Origin of the sequence: Corynebacterium sp. ACRPS (assembly GCF_022346005.1) — a bacterium.
GTDB lineage: Bacteria > Actinomycetota > Actinomycetes > Mycobacteriales > Mycobacteriaceae > Corynebacterium.
Window position 1 is genome coordinate 11818 of the sequence record NZ_JAKRMY010000010.1, and the last position, 25607, is coordinate 37424.

Genomic DNA, 25607 nt, shown 5'->3' on the forward strand with positions numbered 1-25607 from the left:
TTTCGCGCCTATGTGCCTTGCAGGTATGTCCTGCGAGCATGGGGAGCCCTGGATTGCTGTGATCTGCATTGAGCTGGTGAGCAATGGTAATCTGGTAGGGCTGTATTTAGTGATTCGGTGCGAAATTCGCACCAATCCAAGACCAAGGTTCGTGAGGCAAGTATTTCGTGACGCTACTTTTTGCTGTCCTCCTCGCAGCATTGGCAGTGATCTTGGCACCGGTGACCGTAAAGGTCATGGACCGACAGGCGGGCTATCCATTAGCCGTCCTCTTTCTCATCGCAGCGGTGCTCATTGCTAAGGATTTTTCTGCCATTGCAGCGGGGCAGGAACTCAGTTTCCAAGCCACCTGGGTACGCGATTTTATTGCACCGGGGGTTGATGTAAGTTTCGCTCTGCGTGGAGATGCATTGAGCATCTTCTTCGCCATGTTGGCTCTTGTCATTGGCGCTGTCGTGCTGACGTACTCGGCAGCGTATCTCCCGAAAAATGAGGGAAATACGAGCTTTTATACATTGATGACGGCGTTCACGCTGTCCATCTTGTTGCTGGTTCTGGCCAATGACGTTGTTGTCCTATTCCTCGCCTGGGAGCTTGTCTCCTTGGCTTCCTTCATGCTCATTGCGCGTTCTGGCTCCGGGGGAGAGGCAGGTTCGCAGCGCACCTTAATCCTGACCTTTATCGGTGGCCTTACGCTATTGACGGCATTGGGCATCGCCGCAGTGACCACCGGTTCGACCACCATTTCTGAGATCCTCGCATCCTCGGTATGGGATGAGCGCCCCGGCGTGACCGCGAGCGTTGCCGTGCTTATCGCGGCTTCTGCTTTTACCAAGTCCGCTCAATTCCCATTCCACTTCTGGCTGCCAGAAGCCATGGCCGCCGCTACGCCTGTCTCGGCGTTCCTGCACGCCGCGGCCGTGGTCAAGGCGGGTATTTACCTGCTCATTCGCTTCTCCACGGTCTTCTACGATGTCGCGGTGTGGAACTGGGTGCTCATCGTCGTCGGTATGGGCACGGCGGTTATGTCCGCGGTATTCGCGGTGCAAAAGACGGACCTGAAGAAGCTGACCGCATATTCCACCGTGTCTCACCTGGGTTGGATTGTGGCCACCATCGGTGTCGGTACCCCGTTCGCTATTGGGGCAGCACTGGTGCACACCTTGGCCCACGCGCTCTTTAAGTCCTCGCTGTTCATGCTCATCGGCGTCATTGACCATGAAGCGGGTTCGCGCGATATCCGTCGCCTTGGCCCGCTGTGGAATAAGATGCCGTGGACGTTTGGCTCTGTCGTCATCGGCGCCGCCTCCATGGCTGCGGTTCCTCCGCTGCTGGGCTTCGTGTCCAAGGAAGGAATGCTCACCGCCTTTGAGGACGCCCCCATTGGCGGCGCAGGGCAAGCAATCTTGCTTGCCGTGGCAGGTATCGGTGCCTTCTTTACCTTCACCTACTCGGCGAAGATCGTCTTCGGTGCATTCTTCGATGGGCCGCGCTCTATGGACGATGTCCACGAAGCCCCAGTTGCCCTGTGGCTTCCCGCGGCGCTGCCGGGCTTTATGTCCCTGCCGCTCGTCTTCGTCTTGGGTATTTTCGATGAGCCTTTGGAGCATGCCGTTGGCGCCGTGGGCATGGAAACGCATTCTCACCTTGCGGTATGGCATGGAATCAACGTTCCATTCATCATTTCGATTCTCGTGCTGGTGGCCGGTATTGCCGGTCTCTTTGCCCGCAAGAAGATGTGGCCGGCCTTCGAGGGACGCAACTTCATGCCGCGCAGCGGCAACGAGCTCCTGCAAAGCCTGCAAGATGGCTGCGCCAAGCTCGGCCAGGTATTGGGCAAGATGTCCGATTCCCACAACCCGTCCCGTCACATCCTGCCGATCGTCATTGTGATTATCGTCCTGGCGGGGACTACCTTGTTTGGCGAGGGGGTCGACGGCGTACCGCTGCAACCGCGCGTCGATGGTCTCGATAACCCGTGGGACCTGCTGCCGTTGGGTATCATTGCCTTGTCCGTATTCGGGCTGGTACGCACCAAGAACCGCCTAACCGGCGCCGTCATGATCGGCATCGCAGGTACGGGCGTTACCTTGCAAATGTTCCTCTTGGGCGCACCGGACGTCGCGCTGACCCAGTTCATGGTGGAAGCCCTGTCCGTGGTCGTCATGATGATGGTGCTGCGTTACCTGCCGGAGACCTTCCAGCCGGTTACTGATAAATCCCGCAGGGTAGGCTCCATCGTTATCGCCGTATTGGCCGGTATCGCTGCCTTCCTCGGCGTCTGGGGCCTGATGGGCCGCCACGAACGCTCGGACTTGGCGCTGTGGTACCTCGACGAGGCACCGGATATCACGGGTGGCGATAACGTCGTGGCCACCATCATCGTGGAATTCCGTGCACTCGATACCTTGGGCGAGCTGTCCGTGCTGGGCATGGCCGCCGTCGTTATTGCAGCCATTACTACGACGCTGCCGCGCTTCCCGTTCAGCTCGGGTACGCGCCCAGCGCCTTTCGGTCAGTCGCAGCTGAACTCCGTGCCGCTGCGCAAGGGAATCAATATTGTCATTCCTTTGCTCATCATCATGTCCGTCATCGTCTTCTTCCGCGGGCACAATGCCTCCGGCGGCGGATTCCCCGCGGCGCTGATTATGGGTGCGGCCATTGGCCTGACCTATCTGTCCCGCGGTTCCGATGAAATCGTCTTTGGCCGGATGACCCCAGTGCATCTGACCGGCATCGGCATCATTACGGCGCTATTGGCAGGCTTTATTGGTTACTGGCACGACGGCTTTGGCAATGGTGGTTTCCTCACTGCCTTGCACGGCGAAGCCTTTGGCCAGCACTGGACGACGTCCCTCATCTTCGACCTCGGTATTTACCTGGCCGTGTTGGGCATGCTCACGATGGCCATCAACGCCTTGGGCGGCTACCTCAGGCCAGGTACTGAGCGGGACTTCCTGCCGTGGATTCATGATGATGACTCGGCCCTGCCGGCCACGCCGCGCATCGCCGTTGAGGATGCGGACGATCCGTATCCAGACCCAATCAACCCGTCGACGGATCCGCTCGCTTTGCTCAGCCCCAAAGAGGCAAAGACAAAGCAACGTCGCCGTTCTAACGCCAACCGAGGAGGGGAGAAGTAATGATTCTCGCGTTAACTATCGCCATCCTCTTCGGGGGCGCCGTCTACCTCATTCAACAACGCGGCCTGGTCCGCATTGTGTTGGGCATGATGGCATTCGGCCACGGTGCCAACCTGACCTTGTTGGCCACTGGTGTGTACTCCTACCGAGGCGAAGCATTTCCCTCAGAGGTACCCCACGATCAGATGGCCGACCCGCTACCGCAGGCATTCGTGCTGACGGCCGTTGTTATCTCCATGGCAACCTCGACCATCCTGTTGACCATGGCTGCGATGGGCAAAAACGATGACACCGATGTTGTGGAACCCGTCGATGACAACACCATTGACCACGCATTTTCTACCTTGGGCCGCGATGCTCAGAACCGCGCGATTTTGGAAGAGTCCGCGAATGAGCTCGATCGCATTGGCCGGGTAGACCACGACACCCCCGTGGCTGAGCGCGGGGTAAATAGGAAGAAGGAGGATGAAAAATAATGGCTGATGTTGTAGCCCAACTTCTTCCGCTTTTCCCGGGCATTCCGCTCATTGCCGCGGCTCTTGCCTTGCTGGCGCCGTGGCGCGCCGTTCGCGATGCGATCATGCTCATCATCCCCGGAGTCGGTGTCTTCGCCGGCCTGGGACTGTTGATCTACACCATGAACAATGGGGTAGTGGCGCATACCGTGGGCCTCTACGTAGGAAATGTGGGTATTCCGCTCGTTGCGGATGCCTTCTCCGCGCTGATGATCATCACCACGATGATCGTGGCCTTTGGCGCTAACTGGTTCGCCATCGTGGGCGGGGAGACGAAATCTCGTTATTACCCTTCGCTCACGCTGATTCTTATCACCGGTGTATGCGGTGCGCTGCTGACCGCTGACCTCTTTAACTTCTTCGTGTTCATTGAGGTCATGCTGTTGCCGTCCTACGGCCTTATCACCATGTCGGGCACGTGGTCGCGCTTGGCGGCAGGACGCGCGTTCGTCCTCGTTAACCTTTTTGCCTCCACGCTGCTGGTGGTTGGTGTCGGCTATATCTATTCCGTCACGGGCACGGTCAACCTGGCTGCCTTGCAGGGAGCCGCCGCCGGCAACGGCCCGGTGACCGTCGCCGCGGGCATTATCCTTATTGCGATTACCGCCAAGGCCGGTGTCTTCCCGGTGCAGTCTTGGCTGCCGCGCACCTATCCAGGCACGTCGGCCGCGGTGATGGGCCTTTTCTCCGGCCTGCACACGAAGGTCGCCGTCTACATGCTCTACCGGCTGTACGTGCAGCTTTTCGATCTCGAGCAGCGGTGGAACGTACTCATCATCGTCCTCATGCTGATCTCGATGATGATCGGTGCCTTCGGTGGTCTAACCGAAAAGACGATTCGCCGCGTGCTGGGTTACCAGATGCTCAACGGTATGCCGTTCATCTTGGTGATGCTGGCCTTTACCTCGGAAGACCCAAGTCGCGCCTTGGCCGCCGGTATCATGTACACGATTCACCACATGGTGACCGTTGGCTCGTTGATCCTGGCGTCCGGTGCTATCGAAGAGACCTATGGCACGGGTGACTTGACCAAAATATCCGGCCTCGCACGCCGCGATACCATTATCGCCTGGATTTTTGCCGCCGGTGCCTTCTCTGTGGTGGGCTTCCCGCCATTCTCCGGCATGTGGGGCAAGCTCATGATCGTCTTCGAGGTCGCCCGCAATGGCGGCGCTTGGGCCTGGATTGCCATTGCCGCCATCATCATCGCCTCCTTCGCGGCATTCTTGGCGATGTTGCGCGTCTGGCGCGAAGCCTTCTGGGGACACGATCTGCCCTCGGACAAGGTTCCCGATGAGCTCATCATCCGCAAGAAGCTGATGGCACCTTCCGCAGCGCTCATCTTGGTCTCGCTGGGCATGTTCATTTTTTCCGGCGTGGTTATTGATGTGGTGGAAACCGCAGCCGAACAACTGCTGGACACGACGGCTTATACTGACACCATCTTGGGCGATGACTCAGCCGCACTACCTAATATCGATGACATTCAGGAGGGCCGATAAATGCATGCCGTAGCTTATGCACTCTGGCTCATCAAGGAGATTTTCGTTGCTGGGTTCACCCTGGCGATGTCAGCATTTAAGTCCGATAACGAATACCACCCGGTGATCATCCGGTACCCACTGCGCGTTACCAGCGCCTGGGAGATTTTCTGGTTCACCTCCTCCATTACCGCTACCCCTGGCACGCTGTCCTTGGGACTGCGCGAACCACCGCGCAAGGGCTTGCCCCGCATCGTGCTAGTACAAGCGGTACAGGGCTCCGATCCTGCCGCGATCGTGGCTGACTTGGCCGATATGGAAGAGCACTTGGCACCGCGCGTTAAGAGCATCGACTATGGCGTTCCTGGGCAAGGGGATACGACGGAGCTCGATGAGGCTTTCTACGAATTCCCCTTGGATACCCTGGGCCGCTATATGCGCTCGCCGGATCTCGCGCGGGCGGAGGACACTCCGCTTTCGGAGAGCCAGGCGGACGTCGAAAAGCCCAAGCACCTCGCCCGGAAAATTCAACGCAGGAAGGAGACCGACCGATGATTGATTTTGCAACATTGTCCCCATTCGGTTGGGTTGTACTGGTGTGCGTGTTCATCATGGGCGGGGCCGCCTGGTGCGGGGTGCTATTGGCGCTGCGCACTCGCGATGAGCTCACCCGCGCGGTGATGTCAGACATCGTCTTTTACGGCATGATCTGCATGTACCTCGGTTGGTCAATGATCAACAATGCCCCACTGGCCTATGACATTGCCCTGATTGGCGCCATCGCGGCCGGTATTTTGCCGACCTTGTCTATGGCCCGCATTATTTCGAAAGGTCGGCGATAAGCCATGGCTGTTTACGAGATTATTGCTTCGGTTCTGCTCATTGTGGCTACCATCCTTGTGGTGGCAACCGTGGTCTCCTTGTGGCGCGCACCGGATGCCCTGACACGTGCCAACCTGATGGGCCCGACCGTGGGGTTGGCGGTTCCGCTTATTATCCTCGCCAAGCTAGTCGTGGATTTTGGTCAAGATGGCTTTTCTTTGGCGCTTCTTATCAAGGGCCTCATCGCATGCTTTGGCGTCTGGATTATCGGCTCGGTGGGCTCGTTCTACCTGGGACGTTCCATCTATGGCGTTGCGGTTACTGACGTCAAGCACGCCAAACACAATAATGAGAAAATTCAGACCGTCTTCGCCAATGAAGACGAAATCTAGGGATTTCCTACCCTAGTGTGCAGCGCGGGTTCGTACCTTTTCCATGGAGGGTGTGCGGCCCGCGTTTCCTTTGCGCTGCCGCGGTGTTTAACGCAGTGGATGCAGTTGTAATTGCAGATCGCCACCGTAATTCGGGCACATCCGGAAGTTGGGCCGGGCTAGACTGGAACGCAGCATATCCGCGCCGCGCTTGGCCACCGAATTATACTTTTCATTAGGAGGATTAAATGAAACTAATTACCGCCATTGTTAAGCCGTTTACTCTGCCGGATATCCGGGAGGCGTTAAAACAGCAGGATGTACACGGCCTTACAGTGACCGAAAGCCAAGGCTTTGGGCAGCAGAGCGGGCACAGCGAGGTTTACCGCGGCGCCGAATACGCGACGGACTTTGTGCCCAAGGTGAAGTTGGAGGTTTTGACCGCTGATGACCAGGTGGAAGACCTCATTGATGCCATCGTGGATGCCGCTTATACCGGCAAGATTGGCGATGGCAAGATTTGGATTACCCCGGTAGAAGACGTCATCCGCATCCGCACCGGGGAGCGCGGCGAGACCGCCCTGTAATTACAGATGGTGGCAGCATCCGCTCTTCGCAGCGAGGCTTATGCCGGGGCGGTGCGCGTGCTCCAGGACTTAGACCTGCCGCCGCACACGGCGCTAGCTGCAACTGGCTCTTTAGCCAGGCAGGAGATGACTCCCTATTCCGATATTGATGTCATCTTGATCTTCCCGGAGGACCACGAGCCAGATCCCCGCTTGGTAGAGGACTTGTGGTATCCGGTGTGGGATGCCAAGTATCGGTTGGACTTCGCCCTGCGCACCCCGCAGGAGTGCGCCGAGATCGCTCTGCAGGACGCCTCGGCTGGCTTCGCACAATTGGACCTGACGTATATCGCCGGCGAGAAGCCGCTTGTCGATGACGCCCGTCAGCGCCTCCTGCACGCGTGGCGGCGGCAGCTGCAGCGGGGCTTTGATAGCTTCGTCGCTATCGCCATCGCCCGGTGGAACCGTTCTGGCGCCGTTGCCACCATGACCAACCCAGACTTAAAAAACGGGCGAGGGGGATTGCGCGATATTCAGCTCCTGCGCGCTTTAGCCCTAGGAAATCTGTGCGATCTGCCTGTGCTGGAAGAAGAGCGGCGGCTGCTACTCGATGCACGGACCCTGCTGCACGTAAAGGCTCGCCGCCACCGCGATATTTTGGATCCGGACTTTGCCGCAGATGTTGCTGATGAAATGGGCTTTAACAGCCGCTATGAGCTAACGGCGGCATTGGTAACTGCGGCCTCTGCTGTCGATGAAGCGGTAGAGCGTAGCTTGGCCACAGCCCGCGACGTTTTGGGTAGCCGCAGCGCTAGTAAGTCGCAGGGAAGGAGCCGCGTGCGGCGTCCCCTCGACGTGGACGTTGTGGCCGATGGCGACGTTATCTCCCTGGCCCGTACGCCCAATCGTGCGGATCCATGGCTGTTGACCCGAGTCGCGGCGGCCGCAGCACGGACGGGTTATTCCGTATTACCTGCGACGTGGCGGGCGTTGCAGGAGCTGCCGGCTCCACCGGAGCGGTGGCCGCGGGCGGCCGTCGATGACTTTTTCGCCATTTTGTCTTCGCCTTCTCATACCCCGCGGGTGATTGCGGAGCTGGATCGCTATGGCCTGTGGGAGCGCTTGGTCCCCGAATGGGGTCATGTGCGCGGTTTACTGCCCAGGGAACGCAGCCACATGCATTCCGTGGACTATCACTTGGTTGCCACCGTGACGCGCTGCGCCGAGGTCCGGACCTCGGTGGCCCGCCCAGATCTCCTCCTCTTGGCTGCGTTGTATCACGATTTGGGCAAGGGCCATGACCGCCCGCACGAGCAGGTAGGGGCAGAGCTGGTGGCACGGCAGGCCGCGCGCATGCGGTTTAACCTTGCGGATATATCTCGCGTGCAAACCGTGGTGGCAGAGCATACGAGCCTGGCGCGATTGGCGGCGACGATGGATCCGAGTTCGGACGCCGCGCGCGATGCCCTATTAAATGCGTGCCATTATGACCAATTGACCATTTCGCTGCTTGCCACCTTATCCAAGGCGGATGCCTTATCGACGGGCCCTGGGGTTTGGTCCGCTCGCACCGCTCAGGCGCAGGCCCTTATCGTGGCCCGCGCCTTGGAGGCCAATAAGCCACGCATAGTGACCCGCCCCTTAGTGCGTGTTCCGCAGGACGAGTATGGGGTAGGGCTTGCGGTTGATTGGCAGGAGGAAGTGGTCACAGTAACCTGGTCCGGCGCCAATAAGGCGGATTTTAAGCGCATTTTTGCGTTGATTTCCGCCCTAGGGTGGACCATTGTGCGGGCCAATTTCGTGCGCGGTGATGCTGGTGGTTATCAGGCGGAGTTTGTCATCCGCACCGTGCAAAAGACGCTTAGAGAGGCCGCGGAACCGGACAGGTTTATCCAGTCCTATAATTCGCGGACGTACACCGAGCTTCCCGAGATCGCAGGTGAGCCCACGACGGCGGCGTTTAACGTGGGCGGAATCTTAGAGATTCGCACCGTGGAGAGGATAGGCGCGTTGGGCTATCTGGTGGAGGCTTTGCCGGAGTTTATGTGGCTGCGCCATGAAATCTTGGGTGCAACGATGATTGTGCATGTGTTCTTTGGAGCTTCGGTTTCTCGCGCCCAGGTGGTGGGGAATGTGACCAGGGCCCTGGCTAGGGACTAAGATTGAATAATTGAACTTTAGATCGATCTAATTTAAGGGAGCGCATCCGTAGTGTTTGACTCACTATCAGACCGCCTACAGTCAGCCCTGGCGGGCCTGCGCGGCAAGGGCAAATTAACTGAGGCGGATATCAACGCCACGACTCGTGAGATTCGCTTGGCATTGCTGGAAGCTGACGTTTCTCTGACGGTGGTGCGCGGGTTTATCAAGCGCATCAAGGAACGCGCGCGCGGCGCGGAAGTATCTGAGGCGCTCAACCCCGCCCAACAGGTGGTCAAGATCGTCAATGAGGAGCTCATTGAGATCCTAGGCGGCGAAACCCGCCGGTTGAACCTGGCCAAGAATCCTCCGACCGTCATCATGCTGGCCGGTCTGCAAGGTGCTGGTAAAACCACCCTGGCCGGTAAATTGGCCAAGCACCTCACGAAGCAGGGGCACACCCCGATGCTCGTGGCCTGTGATTTGCAGCGCCCAGGCGCTGTGCAGCAGCTGCAGATCGTCGGCGAGCGCGCGGAGGTCCCTACCTTTGCCCCAGACCCAGGTACCTCCCTGGATTCCAATGACCACGAGATGGGTACCTCGCACGGGGACCCGGTGGACGTCGCCAAGCGCGGTATTGCTGAGGCGAAGCAGAAGCAGCACGATGTGGTCATCATCGATACCGCCGGCCGCTTGGGCATTGATGAAACCTTGATGACGCAGGCGCGCAATATCCGCGACGCCGTAAACCCGGATGAAGTGCTGTTCGTCATCGACTCCATGATTGGTCAGGACGCCGTGCAAACGGCGGAGGCCTTCCGCGATGGCGTGGACTTTACCGGCGTGGTTCTCACGAAGCTGGATGGTGACGCTCGCGGTGGTGCAGCTCTGTCCATTCGTGAGGTGACCGGCAAGCCGATTTTGTATGCCTCTACCGGTGAGAAGCTCGATGATTTCGATGTCTTCCACCCAGAGCGCATGTCCAGCCGCATCCTGGGCATGGGTGATCTGCTCTCCCTAATTGAGCAGGCGGAAGCCACCCTGGATCACCAGAAGGCCGAGGAAGCGGCCTCTAAGCTTGGCTCCGGCGAGCTGACGCTGAATGACTTCTTGGACCAGATGCTGATGATCCGCAAGATGGGTCCGATTGGCAACTTGCTGAAGATGATGCCTGGCGGCAAGCAGATGAATGAGATGGCCGCCATGGTGGATGAAAAGCAGCTGGATCGCATCCAGGCCATCATCCGCGGTATGACCCCAGAAGAGCGCGAGAACCCGAAGATTTTGAACGCATCGCGCCGCAAGCGCATCGCCAATGGTTCCGGTGTGAGCGTTTCCGAGGTCAACCAGCTCATCGAGCGCTTCAACCAGGCCAAGAAGATGATGTCCAAGATGGCCGGCCAATTTGGCATGGGAGGTGGCGGACGTTCTGCCACCAAGAAAAAGCCTAAGGGCCGCAAGGGCAAGAACGGCAAGCGCAAGAAGGGCAAGGGCGGCGGTGGCAACCGCGGACCCAAGATGCCGGGCGGTATGCCAGGCATGGGCGGCGGTATGCCGTCGATGGAAGAGCTACAGCAGCTGCAACAGCAGATGGGAGGCGCTGGCGGTGCCGGTGGCCTCGGCGGTGGAAAGATTCCCGGTATGCCCAAGATGCCTAAAGGCATGGAGAATATCGACCTCGATAACCTCAACTTTGGCAAGGGTAAAAAGTAGCCGCGCAGAGAAATAAATAGAAGGTGGCCCATTGCTTACAGGTAATGGGCCACCTTTGTGCGTGCCGTCGCGGGGAGCGTTTACACCGGATCGTTTTCCGGGGTATTGGGGTACGGCACTGGGTTGGCGCGCCGCGCGCCACCGGTGGTGGGGGAAGCTGGCGATTCCTCTAGTGCTGCCTCCGCCTCTTCAGGGGAGATTTCTGGCGCCTCTTGTTGGACCTTTTCGCCGTTCAAGAAGGGGGTGAGGGCTTCTCGGATCATCGGCATCGCGGAATCCGCAAAGGCATTGGTGATGTGGTGCATATCGCGGTAGACCATGGTGTTGCCGATGATGACCGGGCAATCGCCATTAGTATCGCAGAACCACGGCGCGGTATCGAGGGACAGCATGTTCTCATACTGCGATAGGACTACAGCGCCTGGATCATAAGGTTGGTAGACCTGCTCGAACCGCATGCCACAGCCCACAGCGTCCTCGTTGGCAACGTAGCACTCATCGAATTCGCGCGGCTCTCCGTCCTCGTCGAATCCCCACGGGTTATCGCGGAAGCCCAAGAAAGGAATATCGCGCTTGGACAGCTCATCCCAGAAGGCTTGGTAGCCGGCGGGCACCGCATCGGGGCCATGCCCAAACTCGTTTTGCGGGCGGGTGGTATTGGAGATAACCAACTCTGGCTTGGCTTCGGCAATGCGGTCCATGACCAGTTCACCCCACTCGGCGCAATCGGGGCTGACCGTGACGTCATCGCCAAGCTCGATGGGGCAACCTTGGCGCAAGAGGGGAACCAGCTTGAAACCCATCTCTCGGCCCAGGCGGTCGAGGGCAGAGGAGTATTGCTCCGCGTGGGATCCTCCCACCAAATAGACTTCCTTTTCGGCAGTAGTGTCGCCGAAAATGCAGGGGGTCTTGCCGTCCCTGCGCGTTTCAAAGAAGAAATCAGCGGGCTGAGTATCGGGCACGAAGCACCAGTTTGCAGCAACCGGTGGCTCGATTCCTCCAGCAACGACGGGATCAGGTTTGATCTCTACTCCGTCCGGCGGGGTGATGTCATTGATGAACGTGGTAGCGCCGGGATATAGCCGGGGATTAAGTGTTTCCGCGTCGGCGATATTAAGGGTGCGCAGCCACAGCGGCTGAATGAGAAGCAGCGCCGTGACGCAGCTGGCGACCACGACACCGCCGATGGCTCGACCGGCACCGGCACGGGTGGACAGACTAGAGATTGCCTTGTGGGCTGGGAGGTCCTCTGCCAAGGGGCGCTTGCGGTGCTGGCGCAGGGGGCGTTCGATGAAGCGATGCGTGATATCTGCAAGCAGCAGGGAGATGGCAATGATAATGATACCCAGCCACCACGACGGGGTCTGCTGGCCCAAGTAGGAGGTGGACAAAATAAGCAGCGGCCAGTGCCATAGATACAGCGGATAGGCGATATCGCCCAGCCAGCGTGCCTTCTTAGAGGCCATGGCCTTGGAGATCTTGCCGCCACCGCCCAAGATGATGAGCACGGCACCGCCCAAAGGCAAAAGCGAGAGCGGTCCTGGGTAGGCGGTGGTCTCTGCGATGATGGCGCCGGTAAAGACCAGCATGAAAAGGCCGAGGCCGGTAAACAGGTCATAAAAACGTGCAGGAATCTTCCATGCGGAACCGTAGATGGCTAGAACCGCACCGAGGGTCAACTCCCAGGCACGCGACCACGTGGAGTAATAGTTTTCCGGCGTTCCGTGCAGCCCATGGCGCGAGGCATAGGCAAAGGACACGATGGTCACCACGATGAGAATGGGGCCGGCGATTTGGTTGACCGTAGGGAAGCGGCTGGTCCGCAGCGAAGAATGCTGCGGACGCCATTTCATAATCGCGGCCAGGATGAGGGCAAAGGCAATGCCCATCAGGTAGAACTGGCCCTGCACGGACATTGACCACATATGCTGCAGCGGGGAAGTATCGGCGGCGGCCGCAGTGTAGTCAGCGTTTTGACGCGCCAGCTCCCAGTTCTGGTAATACAGCATGGTTGCCGTAATTTGCTGGGTAAATTCAGTGCGCATGAGCTGCGGCGTGAAAAGGCGCACCAATATATACGTCACACCGATGACTAGGACGAGGCTTGGTACCAAGCGGCGCAACGTGCGCCAGATTGGCCACCATGGGTTCAAGGAGGCGTTGGACTTTCCGGCATAGCGCAGCTGCGAGCCTAAGAAGAAATAACCGGAAAGCAGTAAGAAGACATCCACGCCGCCAGATACACGACCGACAAAGACGTGGTAGATAACTACGAGGCCAATTGCGATACCGCGCAGACCATCGAGGTCATAGCGGTATCGAAAGTTGCGTGGAGAATCTTTTGTCATAAAACGTCATTTCGTGCGCTTGTTCATGGAAAACAAACGCGGCGTATTTCAAAGCCTTCTGTGGCAAAGGTTTACATTCGGCTAATAAGGGTACTCTTTAAAGGTCTCGAAAGCATAACGGGGCAACGTAAAATGCGGGAGACGCGAAGATTTTAAAATACTGCCTGCACACGCTAAAATGGTTCGGGTTATCGCAGTGGTGCGAACTGCTGATGATAATGAGACGTTTCATTCTGCGTAACACCGTTCCCGTCTACGGTCGGCCGGTACGTCACGCGCAGATAAAATCCAAGGGTTGAACCGGCGTGCTAAACAGCGCGTGTCTGAACTGCCCAGTGACTAGAAAAGGAGCCATCATGGCTGTCAAAATTAAACTGCAGCGCGTAGGTAAGATTCGCGCCGCTGAATACCGCGTAGTTATCGCTGATGCTCGTACCCGCCGCAGCGGCAAGGTCATCGAGAACATCGGCATCTACCACCCGAAGGAAGAGCCTTCCCTCATCAAGATCGACTCCGAGCGCGCACAGCACTGGCTGTCCGTTGGTGCACAGCCCACCGAGCCGGTCTTGGCACTGCTGAAGGTCACCGGTGACTGGCAGAAGCACAAGGGCCTGCCGGGTGCCGAAGGCACCTTGAAGGTTGCCGAGGAGAAGAAGTCCAAGCTGGACCTCTTCAACGAGGCATTGGCTGAGGCTAATAACGGCCCAACCATCGAGGCCATCACCGAAAAGAAGAAGGCCAAGGAAGAAGCAAAGAAGAAGAAGGAAGCTGAAGAGGCCGCTGCAGCTGAGGCTGCCGCCGCTGCTGCCGGCGAAGCAGATGCTGAGGCAGAAGCTTCTGAGGAGTCCGCAGAGTAATCTGCTTGGGTTTCCAGCGCCCCTTTATTGATAAGGGGCGCTGTGTATAAGCTGCATAAACTTCATCCCCCACCCGTCATCGCGGTATTTACCAGCGATGGCGAGTGGGGGATTTTGCGCGCGTAAACGCCGCGTGTACGCCGCGCGGCCGCACCGCGCTAGTGCCTAACGCTCCTCATCGCGCGGCCGTAATTCGGGGTAATTGGCGTATACATCGCCCGGATCTTCAAAATCCATTCCGCGCAGGCTGCCTGCGACGACAGGCTTAAACAGCTTATAGATTTCCTCCCGCGGCAGTTTAGACAGGGGCCCATCAATGGCAAGTACGGTAAACCCGTGGACGGCGGACCACGACAGCAAGCTATTGTGTAGGAAATATTCTTTATTGGGCGTTTGGCCGAGGGCCTGGGCGTGGCGGGCCAAGAGATCGAAGTAGCGCTGAATCATATTCAGGTGCTCGCTTTTTGGATCATCGGGAGTCGAAGGGTCTACGCCAAGCATAAAGCGCAGCGCCTTCCACTCCAGCATGCAGCGGAAGAAATTCGTTTCATCCAAGGCAAAGTCGAGGTAGGCAAAACCTATCTGCACGAGGTGATCGGGGAAGGCGAGGTCACCAGATTCATTGGTGGTGCGGTGCAGGCGGCGCACGAGCTCATCGGTGGCGAGTTCGGCCACCTTATCGTGCAGCTCTTCCTGGTCCTTAAAGTGCCGGTAGGCAGATGTAGGGGACACTCCTGCCGCGCGGGTAACGGCGCGGATAGTGATAGCCTCGGGGCCTTTTTCTTTGCCTAATTGCACGGCGATGCGCAGCAGCTCGTCGTGGAGGTTTCCGTGGTGATAAGGCTTGTTATGAGACTGCGTTGTATCCAAAATCTGTCCTAATAGTCTGTATTTCAATTAGCCTGTAAGCATCGTTAGAAGCATCAGTGCAGGCTGCGCGTCCGCCTGTTCTGCGGGCGAATTCGAATCCATCTCCGGTAGGGGCGCGGCAACGCTATGTACTTTATAGGCCGGCAAATGCACAATCCTACCCGGGGATAGGGTGACCGTTTTCTCCCCGCAGGTGAAATTCACCTCGCCGCGTATGGCCTGCACGGTAATCGGGTGGGCGGCTTTGTGGTCCGGCAAGGTTTGCCCCGGTGCGAAGCTAAAAAGGATGAGGTTTGCGCGCTCACCGTTTAAGACCCGCTTGACCCCAGGGCGCTTGCGTTCAGGATCGGTGGCAGGCGCCAAGGCTACGAGGTCAAGGTCGATCAAGGGCGAGTGCGGTGCCTCCTGATGTGCACCGCGTGGCTCGGAAGCTGGGCTGGGTGAGTCGTTCATGCCACAAGCCTAATCCTTAGCGGCCGGATTGTGGGGAACGCGGCAGGAGATAAAGGCAACGGGGTGCATGCGGTAAACTCTGCGCCATGGAATTGATGATTGGGCGCGTCATTAAGTCGCACGGAATCAAGGGAGAAGTGGTGGTAGAGCCCACCACCGATGAGCCCGAGGTGCGCTTTGCGGTGGGAGAAAAACTGCAGGGCAGGCAGGGCCGCAAGGAGCACGAATTGACCATCTCTGCGGTGCGCAGCCACAAGGGGCGGCTTTTGGTGACGTGCAAGGAAATTGCTGATCGCACCCAAGCGGATAGTCTGCGCGGTACCCAATTTTTCGCCGCCCCATTAGAAGATGACGACGAGGGCTTTTATGATTATGAGCTCGAAGGCTTGCGCGTTATCCGCGACGGGGAAGACATCGGTGCTGTAGCTTCCGTCGTGCACGGGCCTAGCCAAGACCTCTTAGAGGTTGAGCTGTCTAAGGGTAGCTCCGCCTTGGTGCCCTTTGTCCATGCCATAGTCCCAGAGGTCGATGTGGAAGCCGGCACCTGCACCATCGAACCCCCGGAAGGGCTGTTGGACCTATGAGGCTCGATGTAGTGACCATCTTCCCGGAATATCTGCAGCCGCTGCGCCACGCTCTTTTAGGAAAAGCCATCGAGCAGGGCCGCCTTGAGGTGGGCGTGCACGATCTGCGGCAGTGGGCCACGGATGCGCATAAATCGGTCGATGACTCGCCCTTTGGCGGCGGCCCAGGAATGGTCATGAAGCCGGAGGTTTGGGGCCCTGCGCTTGACGATGTCGCACTTGGGACCACCGCTCCCACCCTCGAGTCCTCGTTGCCGCACCTAAACCGTCCGCGCCACGATGAACTAGAAGGCGTCGAAGCCCAGGCATATGGCGCTGAGGCGGCACAAGGCGAGCGAGAAAGCGGCAGCGAAGATGAAGGCCTCCCGCTGCTCTTGGTGCCCACCCCGGCTGGGGCGCCTTTTACCCAGGCGGATGCCCGGGCATGGTCTACCGAGGAGCATATTGTTTTTGCCTGTGGGCGTTACGAGGGCATCGACCAGCGCGTGGTTGAAGATGCAAAGAAGCGCTACCGCGTTCGGGAGGTATCCATCGGGGACTATGTGCTCATCGGCGGGGAAGTTGCGGTACTGGTGATTGCAGAGGCCGTCGTCCGGCTTATTCCGGGGGTATTGGGCAATAAGCGCTCGCATGAGGAGGATTCTTTTTCTGATGGCCTGTTAGAGGGTCCAAGCTATACCAAGCCGCGGGAGTGGCGCGGGCTTGCGGTTCCGGAGGTTCTGACCTCTGGAAACCATGGGCTGGTGGACCGGTGGCGCAGGGAACAAGCATTGGAGCGCACGTGGCAGCGCCGCCCCGAGTTATTGGATCACGTGGAATTGAGCAAGGCGGACAAGGCATATTTAGCGCACGTGCGCGAGCGTGAATCTGAAGGAGAGGCACAGTAGTGCAGGTGAGCGTGGATCTTTCTGTGCTGATGCCCCAGGAAGTATGGGAAGCATACCAGGCAGGCATGCCACAGAAATTGCGCAGCGCAGGCTTTGTACCGGAGAGCATCTTTGCCGCCGTGGTTGCCCCGTCGCCGCCGGCAGATAGCCCGCTCGCCCAGGAATATGAACTCAGCAATGAAACCCCGGCGGAGGGGACGCCGCTGTGGCGGGTCATCGTCAATGGCGATACCGCAGCACCCCTGCCCTCCGTCGCGCCCATGGTTGCCACTTGCCTGCCGCCCACCGCCGCGTGGTTGGGGAGCACGGAAATTGGCCATACCGAATTCGCGTGGTCGGCCAAGCCGGTATGGCGCGCAGAGTCCAGCGAAGAAAATTAGGATAATGCCCTAAGAAGACTTGTATCGGTGCAGGGCAGTGATACTGTAAGTGCAGCACACACTCGCATTTTTACTTGCTCTTCAAGGATTCTCTCGCATGACTTCTCCCAACGGACATGACTTTGGCGGATACAACCAACAACCGCAGTACAATCAGTACCCCGCGTATTCTCAGCCCCAACAGAGCCGTGGCGGGAATGGAGCCATGGTTGCGGCGATCATTTTGGGAGTCGTGGCGCTTTTAGCCATCGCCGCTGCGGCGTTCTTTTTTGTGAAGGGAAATGGCGATAACTCCAGCGCCACCGCGCAGGAAAGCCAATTCCAGCAAAAGGTTGACACCACAAAGGTCGAGGACAAGGACGACGGGAAGTCGGGCAGTGAAGCTACCGTAACCAAGACCGAGCAGGCCCCCGCGCCCGCCCCGGCACAGGCGCCTGTGAGCAGCGGCAATGGGCATTCATGGGGCGATTACACGAGCTATTATGCTGCCTCGAGCAAAACGTCAGATCCGTTTGCCAAAAACGTCTATGACACCTTCATGAATAACTGGATGTCCGGTGGCGGAACGGATGCCACCTTGAGCGTCTATTCGCCGACTACCGGCGGTACCTACACGATGTACTGCTCGGGTAATTCCTCGCGGGTGAGCTGCTCCGGCGGCGATAGGGCCAAGGTAGTCATCCACTAAAACCGAGCACGTCCGTTCCTCTTCTTCCTGCGTTTAGCGTGCGGGAGGGAGAGGATTTTTGTGTGCCCCGCGGCGGCAGACCGGGGCAGTGGACAAGGCATGCGGTAAATTGGGTGGGTCCCATGCCAAGCTGTGAAATAGAAGTGTGAGGAATCTACGTGAATATTGCGGCCACCATCGCGGCGGAGATCGGCGCTCAAGAAACCCAGGTTTCGACGGCGCTGAAGCTCCTGGCGGAGGGAAATACCGTGCCTTTCATTGCGCGCTACCGCAAGGAGGTCACGGGTGGTTTGGATGATGCGCAATTGCGCACCATCGAAGAGCGGGCCACCTACCTGCGCGAGCTAGAAGAGCGCAAAGAGACGATCCTTGCCGCCATCGAGGAGCAGGGCAAGCTTAGCGATGACCTGCGTAGCCAAATCCTTGCCTGCGATACCAAGGCGCGGCTCGAAGATTTGTATCTGCCGTATAAAAAGCGCCGCAAGACAAAGGCTGATATCGCCCGCGACGCCGGCTTGGAAGACTTGACCGACAAGCTGATCGCGCAGCCGGCGGCCCAGCCCGAGGAATTAGCGCAGAGCTATCTCACGGAAGGTTTTCCCGATACCAAGAAGGCGCTCGAGGGGGCGCGCTCCATCCTCATCGATCGCTTCGCACTCGATGCGGACTTGGTGGGAGGCGTGCGCGAGCGCATGTTTGACCAGGGTGCCATGCAAGCGCAGGTGGTAGAGGGAAAGGAAGCCGAGGGGGCGAAGTTCAAGGATTACTTCGACTTCAACGAGCCCTTTTCTTCGCTGCCCTCTCACCGCATCCTGGCGCTACTGCGCGGGGAGAACGAGGGCGTGCTCCAGCTGCACCTGGACGCCGGTGATGACGCCGACTACGAGGACCTCATTGCGGATCGCTTCGATCTGGATCGCAGCTCCGCGTGGCTGGATAATGCCGTGCACTGGGGATGGCGCACCAAATTGTATGTTTCCTCCAGCCTGGATGTGCGCATGCGCTTGAAAGAAGTGGCAGAAGAAGGCGCGCTCGAGGTCTTTGCCACGAACCTGCGCGACGTGCTGCTCGCCGCCCCCGCGGGCCAGCGCGCGACCATCGGCCTCGATCCGGGCTACCGCAACGGCACCAAGTGCGCCGTGGTGGATAAAACGGGCAAGGTGCTCGATACGACCATCGTTTATCCCCACCAGCCCCAAAACCAGTGGTCGCAGGCGGTGCAGGTCCTGTCCACGCTGTGCGCACGGCACTCGGTCGACCTCATGGCCATCGGCAATGGCACTGCCTCCAGGGAAACGGAAAAGCTTGCGCACGAGATTGCTGACCTGCTCAAGCAGGCTGGCAGCCAGCGTCCGACGCCCGTCGTTGTCTCCGAATCCGGAGCATCGGTCTACTCCGCATCGCAGCTGGCGGCGGAGGAATTTCCCGATATGGACGTCTCGCTGCGCGGGGCGGTCTCCATCGCCCGGCGCCTCCAGGATCCGCTGGCAGAGCTAGTGAAAATCGATCCGAAGGCCATCGGTGTGGGCCAGTATCAGCACGATGTGAACCAGACGTCGCTGGCGCGGACGCTGGACGGCGTGGTGGAAAGCGCCGTCAATGGCGTTGGCGTTGACCTCAATACAGCCTCGGCGCCGCTCTTGGAGCGCGTGGCGGGCGTAAACCCCACCATCGCCGCCAATATCGTGGCCTACCGCAATGACAATGGCTCTTTTGCCACCCGCAAGGAACTGAAGAAGGTGCCGCGCCTGGGACCGAAGGCCTTTGAACAGTCCGCCGGCTTCCTGCGCATTAATAGGGGAGCGGACCCGCTCGATGCGTCCGCGGTTCACCCCGAGGCCTATCCCATCGTGACGCGGATCGCGGAGCAGACGGGGCTGGGCATCGGCGAGCTCATTGGCAATGCCCGGGTGCTGGACAAGCTGGATCCCGCCGATTTCGCAGACGAGACCTTCGGCATCCCAACCGTGAGCGATATCATCGCCGAGCTGGATAAACCCGGCCGCGATCCGCGCCCTGAGTTTAAGACCGCCACCTTTAAAGAAGGCGTGCATAAGGTCTCTGACCTCACCCCAGGCATGGTGTTGGAGGGCACGGTCTCCAACGTGGCGGCTTTTGGCGCGTTTGTGGATGTCGGCGTGCATCAGGACGGCCTCGTCCATGTCTCTGCGATGAGCCATCAATTTGTCTCCGATCCGCACGAGGTCGTGCGCTCCGGCCAGGTGGTCAAAGTCAAGGTGATGGAGGTTGACGTCGATCGCCAGCGCATCGGCCTAACGCTGCGGCTGGATGATGAGCCAGGCCAGCCCGCGCCGAAGCGCCGCGGCGGTGACTCACAGCGCGGATCTGGCAAGCGTGGCGGTCAAAAGCCTTCGCGCGCAGCGGGGAAGAAGGGCGGACGCAACTCCGACCGCGGTGGCTCCCGCGGGCGCCCGGCAGCCAAGGGGACCATGGCGGATGCCCTGAAGAAGGCAGGCTTCTAGCTACCGACATCGGCCCCATCAGCCGCGCGGTGGAGGGCCGCTGCCTGCTGCGGTGGTGGGGGCGGGGCATTCGTCCCGCCAACCGCGCACGCGCAGAAGAAATTTTCCCGCGACATCGCAGCCGATGCGGCCTCTCCCGTTCAATAATGGTAAGTTTGGCAAAACTAAGTAAATGGCGTCCTGCTTCTCCCCGCTTTAGCGAGGCACTCCTGGGTGGATGAGACAACGGGGCGTCGAACTACTGCCATAAGGAGACAACTATGAGTCGTGCGGCCGATAGCGGTCACGGTGCCGAGGACACCGCAGCGATGCCTTCGATAAGCGGCGAGGGGAACAAGGGTCGGGGAGTGCTGGGCTGGCACCGCCTTCTGGATTGGCGCCCGCGCAGCGCTTTGTCGCGGGTGCTTATCGTATTCTTCCTCGTTGCGCCCATCATCGTGGCCGGAACCATGATGTGGGCCATGTGGGATCCATCCAAGTACATGCGCAATATTGACCTCGCAGTGGTCAATGAAGACGCGGGCGTGGACAAGCAGGGCAAGCACACCAACTATGGCGACCAGGTGGTCGAGGGCTTGCTAGAGACTGACTACCTCAAATTCTCTGAGGTCAACAAGGACGACGGCGAAGAGGGCTTGGTCAAGGGCAAGTACTTGATGGTCGTGACGATTCCGAAGAACTTTTCCGAGCAGGCCGTGACCATCATCAGCGATAAGCCCGAAAAACCGGAGATCAACTTCGCTACGAATGACTATTACGGCACGAATGGCTCGGTGATTTCCTCCAGCCTCATTCCGCAGGTGCAAACGAGCGTGGAAAACGCCATTTCCAAAAAGTACGCCGACCAGGTTATTGAGGGACTTACTAAGTTGAGCGACGGCCTGGGCAATGCCGCGGACGGCGCGGGGCGCCTTGATGAGGGCGCTGGAAAGCTGCAAGAGGGCGGCGGGCGCGCGGTTGAGGGCATCAACAAGCTCGACAACGGTGCGGGCACGCTCAATAACGGCACGGCCGAGCTCCTCAACGGAACGACGCGGCTCAATGACGGCGTCGTGCGGTTGAATGATGGTGCGGGCAAGCTTAGTGATGGCGCAGCGCGCCTCGATGACGGCGCCTCCCGGCTTGCCGATGGCTCCGACAAGCTCCTTGCCGGTACCGGCCGCCTTGCCGATGGTGCAGGCCAGATCGACGCCGGGGTCAATCAGCTCACCGGCATGCTCATCCCCGTGCTGAAGCAAGCCCAAGCCGTGGTTCCTGGCCTTACCCAGCTGGTAGACATCCTGCGCGGGCTCGGCATGACCCAGCAAGCGGATCAGCTCTACTCGTTGGTATCCAGGCTCGATCCCGCCTCTAGTGGAAATATGGTGGGGCAGCTGGAGAAGCTTTCCGCAGGCACCGGGCAGCTGCACTACAACCTGTCCGACCCGCAGTCGGAATACCTCGGCGGGCTGACCTCACTGAACGGCGGTGCGCACCGCCTATCCGATGGCATCAAGGAGCTGCGCGGCGGAGTTGGCAAGCTCAGTGACGGTACCTCGCAGCTGCAGGACGGTGCGACCCGCCTGCAGGATGGCGCCTCTCGTCTCCACGATGGCACGGGCGCGCTCAAGGAGGGCACCGGCCGCCTGGCTGAAGGCGGAGCCGAGCTCAAGGGCGGCTTGGACCGCCTCCAGGAAGGCTCCGGCGAGCTATCCACGAAGCTTGCCGAAGGCGCCGCCAAGGCACCTACCATTTCCCGCCCAGAGGATTCCGCGCAAAATATCGCAGTACCCATTAACTTCACCGCATCCAATGTCCACCCCGTGCAGACGGTGGTCAACTCAGCGGACCCGACCGAAAAGAATATTACCGGCGGCGCCTCCATGCTCTTCGTGCTCGTATTTGGCTTCCTCGTCATGCTGCTCTTGGCGATGACGCTGCCGTACTACATGGCGCGCCGGGGAGCCCGCGTCACCAGCCCGGCCCGCAGCGTATTCGACGCCTTTGCCGCGCTGACCGGCCTGAACTTCGTCATACTGGCGTTTATGGCCCTGATGTCTTCCACCTTGGGGTGGCAGCCGGCAAGCTGGTCCATGATTGCGCTCGTACTCGCCGCGATTTCCGCCGTGGGTGCGGCGACCTACCAGTTCTTCCTGATTACCTTCGGGCGCAAGATCGGTTCGATCTTTGCCGCCGGCGCGTTCGCCCTGGGCGGGATGGTCTTTGGCGGGGTCTGGCCGGTCCTGGCGATTCCGCGCGCGCTCAGCCTGCTGCACCCTTTCCACCCGATGTCCTACGCCAAGGACGCGTTCACCCGCGCCACCGACGGCATTCATGATGGCACCTTCTGGAGCAGCATCATTATCCTCTTTAGCATCACGGTGGGTGCCGTGGTGGCGTCGTACTTGGTCTTCCGGGCGCGGCACCTGGGCACGGCAAAGATCCTCGATGAGCACCACTCCATCCTCCGCTCGCCCATGCCTGCCTAAGGCGTGCTGCGCGCCCGGCTCGCCCCAGGTAGGGTAGTAAATCCGCGAAGTAGAGGAATTTGGAATTGGCCGGTTCCTATGGAAAGATAATCCATCGTTCTATGTAACGGGCACGAACCGGTCAGGCCTCCGGCCGCCAGGGTCCTCTGTCCCAAACTGAAAAGGAATATTGGTATGACCAACATTATCGACAAGGTCGATGCAGCACAGCTGCGCGACGACATCCCGTCCTTCCGCCCCGGCGATACACTCGACGTCAACGTCAAGGTTATTGAGGGTAACAACGAGCGTGCACAGCTCTTCAAGGGCATCTGCATCCGCCGCCAGGGCTCCGGTATCCGCGAGACCTTCACCGTGCGTAAGGTTTCCTTCGGTATCGGCGTAGAGCGTACCTTCCCGGTTCACTCCCCGAACCTCGAGTCCATCAAGGTCTCCCGCCGCGGCCGCGTTCGCCGTGCGAAGCTGTACTACCTGCGCGATCTGCGCGGCAAGAAGGCTCGCATCAAGGAGCGTCGCTAGTTCTAACGCCCGCCCTGGGCAGCGCCTATCTCCCTTCCTTTCCTGCATACACAGTGCCGGAAAGGAAGGGAGATTTTTATTGTGCACTCCTCGAATCATTTCGATTTCCTGTGAATCGCCCCGCAGTCACGGGAGCCAATCCGGATCGCGGGCACGCAGTTGCTAGGATCTGACGGGTGAATAACGAAAGCATCTCACAGGGCAAAGAAGCGGCCGCGGAGGAATCAACCACGGAGAAAAAACAAATGCCGTGGTGGCTGGAGACTCTCGTGGTCGTCGTCTCCGTGCTGGTGGTCGTGGGGCTATTCCAAAACTTCATCGGCCGCCAATACGTGATTCCCTCAGGATCCATGGAGCCGACGCTGCATGGCTGTGAGGGATGCACGAATGACCGCATCTTTACAGAAAAGGTCTCTTACTACGGCGATAAGGGCCCAGAGCCAGGCGATGTCGTGGTCTTTAAGGGCACCGACGACTGGAACGGGAGTTACGTCTCCCCGCGCTCATCCAATGCCGTCATTCACGGCATTCAGGATGCGCTGAGCTTTATCTCCTTGGCGCCACCAGATGAAAATACCCTGGTCAAGCGCGTTATCGCCACCGGCGGACAGACGGTGTCCTGCCAAGAGGGCGATCCCGCCGTCATGGTGGATGGCAAGCCCATCAAGCAGGACTACGTGCAGGATCCGCCGACCTACCCAGTGGATGAATCGACCGGATCGGAAGCCTGCGGTGGCCCGTATTTCGGCCCAGTGAAGGTGCCTGAGGATAATATCTGGGTCATGGGGGATAACCGCACCGCGTCTGCCGATTCGCGCTACCACATGGGCGATAACTTCCACGGCACGATCCCCGTAGATAACGTGCGCGGAAAGGTGCAGTTCGTATTCTGGCCGTTCAACCGCATTGGTGGGGTCGATGACCCAGACATCCAAAGCTAAACCACAGCAACAGCGCCTGCGCACGCGCGATTTCCTTGCGCCGGTCATAGGCGGCTTCGTGCTCCTAGTTTTATTGCAGGCATTCGTCGGCCGGATGTATGTCATCCCCTCCGCGTCGATGGAACCCACGCTGCATGGTTGTACCGGCTGCGATAATGACCGCATCGCGGTGCAGAAGATGAGCTATTACTTCCACGACCCGGACCCGGGCGATGTCGTGGTATTTGAAGGACCTGAGTCCTGGAATACGGAATTTGAGGTGCAGCGCTCCGATAACGTGCTTGTGCGCGGCGCCCAAAACGCCTTGGCGTCGGTGGGGCTTTTGCCCAATGGGGAAAATATCCTAGTCAAGCGCGTTATCGCTACCGAGGGTCAGACGGTCAAGTGCGAGGAGGGCGATTCCGCGGTGATGGTGGATGGTGCACCGATAGACCAGAGCTTCACGTTGGATCCGCCCGAGATCCCGGTCGATCCCAGCTCCGGCTCGCAGGCTTGCGGTGGCCAGTACTTTGGCCCCGTGACCGTCCCAGAAGGCAATATGTGGGTCATGGGGGATAACCGCACCAATTCCCTGGACTCTCGCGCGCACATAGGCGATCACCTGCAAGGCACCGTACCGGTGGACAACGTGCGCGGCAAGGTAGAAGCCGTGATCCTGCCCGTATCGCGCTTTGGCGGCATCGACGATCCGGATATCCAGGATGCGGCGGCTTAAACAGCAGCGCACCTTTGAAGTGGCGTTGGCCCGGGCGGGGCTCGGCCCCGTCGCCGGGGTGGATGAGGCCGGCCGCGGTGCGTGCTGCGGCCCCGTCACCGTCGCCGCCTGCATCCTGCCCGAGCGCATCGTGAGCGAATTGGATACCTTAACTGATTCCAAAAAGCTCACGCCCCGCCAGCGCGAAAAGCTCTTCCCCATCATCAAAGACAAGGCTGTAGACTGGTCTGTGGTGCATATTGGTGCGGGGGACATCGACAAGCGCGGCATCCAGCACGCCAATACCTCAGGCATGCGCCGGGCGATAGCGCGCCTGGAACAGCGCCCAGGCTATGTGCTTTCCGATGCCCTCTTTATCCCCGGCCTCACCCAACCCCACCTGCCCATCATCGGTGGGGACGCGGCGGCGCGGTGCATCGCGGCGGCGAGCGTGCTGGCCAAGGTAAGCCGAGATCGCCTCATGCGGGATCTAGACGAGCGCTTTCCAGGTTATGGATTGGCTGGGCATAAGGGCTATGGAACCAAGGCACACGAGGCCGCGATTGCCGCCTTGGGGGCGAGTCCAGAACACCGCATGAGCTACAGCAATGTGCAGCGCGCGCATGCCCACTTCACTGCGCGTGCCTAGCGAAAATTGTGGTTTCTGCGCGCTAAGCTAGGGCGA

Annotated in this window: 23 protein-coding genes; 20 read left to right on the top strand and 3 right to left on the bottom strand. The window is 59.4% G+C overall.

The annotated features are described in order from the left end of the window. The first annotated feature begins 167 nt into the window (after positions 1-167). From MHX65_RS07055 to ffh, 9 genes are all read left to right on the top strand, one after another. The gene (locus MHX65_RS07055) at positions 168-3143 is read left to right on the top strand and encodes a DUF4040 family protein (protein WP_239269458.1); all 2976 of its coding nucleotides are present in this window, start codon (positions 168-170) and stop codon (positions 3141-3143) included. Continuing rightward, positions 3143-3619 (top strand): sodium:proton antiporter, encoded by a 477-nt coding sequence (locus tag MHX65_RS07060; protein WP_239269459.1) that lies wholly within the window; start codon positions 3143-3145, stop codon positions 3617-3619. Before MHX65_RS07055 ends, MHX65_RS07060 begins: the two co-directional genes overlap by 1 nt. Beyond that, positions 3619-5160, top strand: a complete 1542-nt coding sequence (locus tag MHX65_RS07065) for a monovalent cation/H+ antiporter subunit D family protein (RefSeq protein WP_239269460.1) — start codon at positions 3619-3621, stop codon at positions 5158-5160. Before MHX65_RS07060 ends, MHX65_RS07065 begins: the two co-directional genes overlap by 1 nt. Further along, positions 5161-5694: a monovalent cation/H+ antiporter subunit E gene (locus MHX65_RS07070; protein ID WP_239269461.1), complete on the top strand. Its 534-nt coding sequence runs from the start codon at positions 5161-5163 to the stop codon at positions 5692-5694. Then, complete coding sequence (locus MHX65_RS07075) at positions 5691-5981, top strand: cation:proton antiporter (protein ID WP_005278611.1); 291 nt, start codon at positions 5691-5693, stop codon at positions 5979-5981. Before MHX65_RS07070 ends, MHX65_RS07075 begins: the two co-directional genes overlap by 4 nt. 3 nt (positions 5982-5984) lie before the next feature. Further along, positions 5985-6353, top strand: a complete 369-nt coding sequence (locus tag MHX65_RS07080; protein ID WP_239269462.1) for a Na+/H+ antiporter subunit G — start codon at positions 5985-5987, stop codon at positions 6351-6353. A 227-nt stretch (positions 6354-6580) separates the two neighbouring features. Beyond that, on the top strand, positions 6581-6919 hold the full coding sequence (locus tag MHX65_RS07085) for a P-II family nitrogen regulator (RefSeq protein ID WP_005278617.1): 339 nt from the start codon (positions 6581-6583) through the stop codon (positions 6917-6919). Between the two features lie 6 nt (positions 6920-6925). Next, complete coding sequence (locus MHX65_RS07090) at positions 6926-9058, top strand: [protein-PII] uridylyltransferase (RefSeq protein WP_239269463.1); 2133 nt, start codon at positions 6926-6928, stop codon at positions 9056-9058. Positions 9059-9109: 51 nt separating this feature from the next. Beyond that, positions 9110-10750 (top strand): signal recognition particle protein, encoded by a 1641-nt coding sequence (gene ffh, locus MHX65_RS07095; protein ID WP_005278622.1) that lies wholly within the window; start codon positions 9110-9112, stop codon positions 10748-10750. Between the two features lie 80 nt (positions 10751-10830). On the opposite strand, the gene MHX65_RS07100 is transcribed toward ffh, so the two are convergent. After that, positions 10831-13098 (bottom strand): acyltransferase family protein, encoded by a 2268-nt coding sequence (locus MHX65_RS07100; protein ID WP_239269464.1) that lies wholly within the window; start codon positions 13096-13098, stop codon positions 10831-10833. Positions 13099-13454: 356 nt separating this feature from the next. On the opposite strand from MHX65_RS07100, the gene rpsP reads away from it, so the two are divergent. After that, on the top strand, positions 13455-13955 hold the full coding sequence (rpsP, locus tag MHX65_RS07105; protein WP_005283672.1) for a 30S ribosomal protein S16: 501 nt from the start codon (positions 13455-13457) through the stop codon (positions 13953-13955). A gap of 165 nt (positions 13956-14120) precedes the next feature. On the opposite strand, the gene MHX65_RS07110 is transcribed toward rpsP, so the two are convergent. Together MHX65_RS07110 and MHX65_RS07115 are read right to left on the bottom strand one after the other, a co-directional pair. Beyond that, positions 14121-14825, bottom strand: a complete 705-nt coding sequence (locus MHX65_RS07110; protein ID WP_239269465.1) for a TetR/AcrR family transcriptional regulator — start codon at positions 14823-14825, stop codon at positions 14121-14123. A 27-nt stretch (positions 14826-14852) separates the two neighbouring features. Next, entirely contained in the window at positions 14853-15278 is a 426-nt protein-coding gene (locus MHX65_RS07115; protein ID WP_239269466.1) for a cupin domain-containing protein, read from the bottom strand. Between the two features lie 86 nt (positions 15279-15364). On the opposite strand from MHX65_RS07115, the gene rimM reads away from it, so the two are divergent. The 10 genes from rimM (at position 15365) to MHX65_RS07165 (ending at position 25571) form a co-directional block, all read left to right on the top strand. Then, positions 15365-15862, top strand: coding sequence for a ribosome maturation factor RimM (gene rimM, locus MHX65_RS07120; RefSeq protein ID WP_239269467.1), 498 nt, complete (start codon positions 15365-15367; stop codon positions 15860-15862). Further along, entirely contained in the window at positions 15859-16749 is an 891-nt protein-coding gene (trmD, locus tag MHX65_RS07125) for a tRNA (guanosine(37)-N1)-methyltransferase TrmD (protein WP_239269468.1), read from the top strand. The genes rimM and trmD overlap by 4 nt, the downstream gene beginning before the upstream one ends. A 5-nt stretch (positions 16750-16754) precedes the next feature. Further along, positions 16755-17129 carry a hypothetical protein gene (locus MHX65_RS07130; protein WP_239269469.1) on the top strand — a complete coding sequence of 125 codons (375 nt, stop codon included), beginning with the start codon at positions 16755-16757 and terminating at the stop codon, positions 17127-17129. 97 nt (positions 17130-17226) lie between these two features. Continuing rightward, complete coding sequence (locus MHX65_RS07135) at positions 17227-17817, top strand: hypothetical protein (RefSeq protein ID WP_239269470.1); 591 nt, start codon at positions 17227-17229, stop codon at positions 17815-17817. 158 nt (positions 17818-17975) lie between these two features. Continuing rightward, positions 17976-20300, top strand: a complete 2325-nt coding sequence (locus tag MHX65_RS07140; RefSeq protein ID WP_239269471.1) for a Tex family protein — start codon at positions 17976-17978, stop codon at positions 20298-20300. A gap of 260 nt (positions 20301-20560) precedes the next feature. Next, on the top strand, positions 20561-22768 hold the full coding sequence (locus MHX65_RS07145; RefSeq protein ID WP_239269472.1) for a YhgE/Pip family protein: 2208 nt from the start codon (positions 20561-20563) through the stop codon (positions 22766-22768). A gap of 174 nt (positions 22769-22942) precedes the next feature. Beyond that, positions 22943-23287, top strand: coding sequence for a 50S ribosomal protein L19 (gene rplS / locus MHX65_RS07150; RefSeq protein ID WP_005278655.1), 345 nt, complete (start codon positions 22943-22945; stop codon positions 23285-23287). Between the two features lie 245 nt (positions 23288-23532). Next, positions 23533-24228, top strand: coding sequence for a signal peptidase I (gene lepB / locus MHX65_RS07155; RefSeq protein WP_239269541.1), 696 nt, complete (start codon positions 23533-23535; stop codon positions 24226-24228). After that, positions 24206-24943, top strand: coding sequence for a signal peptidase I (gene lepB, locus MHX65_RS07160; protein ID WP_239269473.1), 738 nt, complete (start codon positions 24206-24208; stop codon positions 24941-24943). The genes lepB (MHX65_RS07155) and lepB (MHX65_RS07160) overlap by 23 nt, the downstream gene beginning before the upstream one ends. Further along, complete coding sequence (locus MHX65_RS07165) at positions 24921-25571, top strand: ribonuclease HII (protein WP_239269542.1); 651 nt, start codon at positions 24921-24923, stop codon at positions 25569-25571. The genes lepB (MHX65_RS07160) and MHX65_RS07165 overlap by 23 nt, the downstream gene beginning before the upstream one ends. Positions 25572-25607 lie beyond the last annotated feature (36 nt).

Bases quoted from the DNA above. Each gene is read 5' to 3' on its own strand.
- MHX65_RS07060 (WP_239269459.1), top strand. From the start codon at position 3,143: ATGATTCTCGCGTTAACTATCGCCATCCTCTTCGGGGGCGCCGTCTAC.
- MHX65_RS07065 (WP_239269460.1), top strand. From the start codon at position 3,619: ATGGCTGATGTTGTAGCCCAACTTCTTCCGCTTTTCCCGGGCATTCCG.
- MHX65_RS07070 (WP_239269461.1), top strand. From the start codon at position 5,161: ATGCATGCCGTAGCTTATGCACTCTGGCTCATCAAGGAGATTTTCGTT.
- MHX65_RS07075 (WP_005278611.1), top strand. From the start codon at position 5,691: ATGATTGATTTTGCAACATTGTCCCCATTCGGTTGGGTTGTACTGGTG.
- MHX65_RS07080 (WP_239269462.1), top strand. From the start codon at position 5,985: ATGGCTGTTTACGAGATTATTGCTTCGGTTCTGCTCATTGTGGCTACC.
- MHX65_RS07085 (WP_005278617.1), top strand. From the start codon at position 6,581: ATGAAACTAATTACCGCCATTGTTAAGCCGTTTACTCTGCCGGATATC.
- MHX65_RS07090 (WP_239269463.1), top strand. From the start codon at position 6,926: ATGGTGGCAGCATCCGCTCTTCGCAGCGAGGCTTATGCCGGGGCGGTG.
- MHX65_RS07100 (WP_239269464.1), bottom strand. From the start codon at position 13,098: ATGACAAAAGATTCTCCACGCAACTTTCGATACCGCTATGACCTCGAT.
- rpsP (WP_005283672.1), top strand. From the start codon at position 13,455: ATGGCTGTCAAAATTAAACTGCAGCGCGTAGGTAAGATTCGCGCCGCT.
- MHX65_RS07115 (WP_239269466.1), bottom strand. From the start codon at position 15,278: ATGAACGACTCACCCAGCCCAGCTTCCGAGCCACGCGGTGCACATCAG.
- rimM (WP_239269467.1), top strand. From the start codon at position 15,365: ATGGAATTGATGATTGGGCGCGTCATTAAGTCGCACGGAATCAAGGGA.
- trmD (WP_239269468.1), top strand. From the start codon at position 15,859: ATGAGGCTCGATGTAGTGACCATCTTCCCGGAATATCTGCAGCCGCTG.
- MHX65_RS07135 (WP_239269470.1), top strand. From the start codon at position 17,227: ATGACTTCTCCCAACGGACATGACTTTGGCGGATACAACCAACAACCG.
- MHX65_RS07145 (WP_239269472.1), top strand. From the start codon at position 20,561: ATGAGTCGTGCGGCCGATAGCGGTCACGGTGCCGAGGACACCGCAGCG.
- rplS (WP_005278655.1), top strand. From the start codon at position 22,943: ATGACCAACATTATCGACAAGGTCGATGCAGCACAGCTGCGCGACGAC.
- lepB (WP_239269541.1), top strand. From the start codon at position 23,533: ATGCCGTGGTGGCTGGAGACTCTCGTGGTCGTCGTCTCCGTGCTGGTG.
- lepB (WP_239269473.1), top strand. From the start codon at position 24,206: ATGACCCAGACATCCAAAGCTAAACCACAGCAACAGCGCCTGCGCACG.